The organism is Rhodococcus sp. CX (assembly GCF_015865005.1).
Lineage (GTDB): Bacteria > Actinomycetota > Actinomycetes > Mycobacteriales > Mycobacteriaceae > Rhodococcus.
This window is the reverse complement of record NZ_JADZGH010000271.1, coordinates 1-2,376: the sequence shown is the minus strand read 5'-3', so window position 1 is coordinate 2,376 and position 2,376 is coordinate 1. Positions and strand designations below refer to the sequence as shown.

General features: G+C 67.5%; 3 protein-coding genes. All 3 read right to left on the bottom strand.

Translation table 11 applies throughout. From position 1 onward, the window contains the following. Positions 1-779: family 1 encapsulin nanocompartment shell protein (locus I0Q12_RS30655; protein WP_197257721.1), on the bottom strand; the 779-nt coding region annotated here is incomplete at its 3' end. After that, positions 776-1,810: a Dyp-type peroxidase gene (locus tag I0Q12_RS30650; protein ID WP_197257711.1), complete on the bottom strand. Its 1,035-nt coding sequence runs from the start codon at positions 1,808-1,810 to the stop codon at positions 776-778. The genes I0Q12_RS30650 and I0Q12_RS30655, both read right to left, overlap by 4 nt. Positions 1,811-1,884: 74 nt before the next feature. Further along, positions 1,885-2,304, bottom strand: a complete 420-nt coding sequence (locus tag I0Q12_RS30645) for an HIT family protein (protein ID WP_197257709.1) — start codon at positions 2,302-2,304, stop codon at positions 1,885-1,887. Between the last annotated feature and the right edge of the window lie 72 nt (positions 2,305-2,376).

The window sequence follows — 2,376 nt, the reverse complement described above, 5'->3', positions numbered from 1 at the left end:
GACGCCTCGCCCGTGTAGACGAGGAACGTCAGCGATTCCTGGAAGTACAGCTGCACGGTCTCGGCGTCGTGCGACAGATACCCGATGGACAGGTCCTGACCGATCTGCAGGTCGAAGTCGCCGCCGCGGGTGCTGAGCACGAACGCGCCGTCGATCGCGGGAGCCCAGATGATGTCGCCGTCGATGAGCCGGCGGATCTGCTCCCGGATCGGGTAGCCGTGATCGGCCGTCTCGCTGACCTTCGTGAACTCGTCGGCACCGAGCAGCACCGAGTACGGGCCGCCGACACCGGCGAGACGCAACTGCGACAAGGCCTGGCTGATCGCCTCGGGAATGTCGCGCGGATCCTCCGGCAGGTTCAGCGCCGGATTCGACGAACTCGCGCGGATCCCTTCGATCCCGGCCGCCGCGTAGCCCTCGAAGATCGCGCGGTCCTCCGCGAACGCGATCTTCTTCGCAGCCTCCTTCACCGGATCCCAGTCGGAGTCCTGCGCGCCGCGCTCGACGTTGTCGATCTCCTCGCGGGACAGCGTGAACGGCACCCGCAGCTCGACGAGCGGCGCGACCCGGTGCCGCCGCGACTGCACACCCTCGGCGGGAGCAGCGATCGTCTCGGTGCGCCCCAGCCCGACCGCGGCGAAATCGACGCCGTGCGGGCCGGAGAAGTCCACGACCGTGCGGCCGGCGACGTGCCGCTTGAAGGTGCGGATCGCCTCCTCCTCGATCGACGCCCACGCGGCATCGGTGATCGGGGCGAGATCGCGGTAGAGGTTGTTCATCGCGTCGAACTCCTTCTGAGAGTGCCTATTCCGAGTGATCCGTCGCCCGGTGTGGTCGAACGCCCGTCGACGGGCTCCGGACCCGCTTCGGCGTTCACGGTGCGGCGCGGTGCGGGAAGATCCTCCAGGAACTCGGCGGACGGGCAGAAGAACAATCCGCCGGTGACCGCCGTGGAGAAGTCGAGAATCCGATCGTGGTTGCCCGGCGGATTGCCGAGGAACATGTTGCGCAGCATCTGCTCGGTGACGTCCGGCGTGGCCGCGTATCCGATGAAGTAGGTGCCGAATTCGCCGCTGCCGATGCTCCCGAACGCCATGTTGGCGCGCACGATCTGTCGTTCGTTGCCGTCCGCATCGGTGACGTTGTTGAGCGCGACGTGCGAGTTCGACGGCTTGACGTCGTCGTCGAGTTCGATGTCGTCGAGTTTGGTCCGGCCGATCACGCGTTCCTGCTCCTCGACCGGCAACGCGTTCCAGGCCTCGAGGTTGTGCAGGTACTTCTGCACGATCACGTAGCTACCACCGGCGAACTCGGCGTCCTCGTCGCCGACGAGAGCCGCGGCGACCGCGTCCTCGTCCTCGGGGTTCTCGGTGCCGTCGACGAAACCGAGCAGGTCGCGACGATCGAAGTAGCGGAAGCCGTGCACCTCGTCGACGAAGGTCGCCACCGGGCGCAACCTGTCGTCGATCTTGGCGGCGAGCTCGAAGCACAGGTCCTGAGAGGAGGCCCGGATGTGGAAGAGCAGGTCGCCGGGTGTGGACGGGGCACGGTGCACTCCCCCGTCGAGTTCGACGAACTCGTGAAGCTCGGCCGGCCGCGGGCCGTCGAACAGCCGGTCCCACAGTCGGGAGCCGATGCCCACGACGCAGGACAGACCACCCTCGGGGATCCGGAATCCCACCGCGCGGCGCAGAGCCGCGAGGTCTTCGAGCAGGTCACGAACGTCGGATTCGCCACCCTCGTCGACGGTCGCGACGAGGAAGATCGCCGCCTCGGTGAGCGGCGTCAGGATCGGTTGCGCACGGGCCACAAGAGCACCGTAGATCACCGGGTCGGACAAATCCCGTCGCAACCCGCCGTCCGGTCGACCCGACGGTGCCGCCGCTACCGCGACAGAGCGTCGCGGATCGCGGCGGCAGTACCGTCGAGCACGGTCCGGTTCGGACTGCGGGGTACCGCACGCAGACCGAACCCGTCACCGTGCCTTCGCGGAATGACGTGCAGGTGGACGTGGAAGACCTCCTGCCCCGCGGCGGTGCCGTCGGCCAGGAAGAGGTTCACGCCGTCGACGGGCAGGTCGCCGGAACGCAGCGCGATGGCGATGCGCCGGCCCGCATCGAAGATGCGCGCCCCGTCCTCGGGGTCGAGTTCTGCCAGACCCGATGCGTGACGCTTCGGAACGACCAGTAGATGTCCGGCCGTGAACGGCCGGATGTCCATGAACGCGATCACGTCCGGCTCGTCGAGCACGACGCTTGCCGGAGCCTCACCTGCGACGATCGCGCAGAAGACGCACGAGGTCATTACCGCGTATCCACGACCGGTGGAGCCGGCAGGCTCGCAACAGTCGACGAGAAATCTGATACTCCGTCATAC

Bases quoted from the DNA above. Each gene is read 5' to 3' on its own strand.
- I0Q12_RS30645 (WP_197257709.1), bottom strand. From the start codon at position 2,304: ATGACCTCGTGCGTCTTCTGCGCGATCGTCGCAGGTGAGGCTCCGGCA.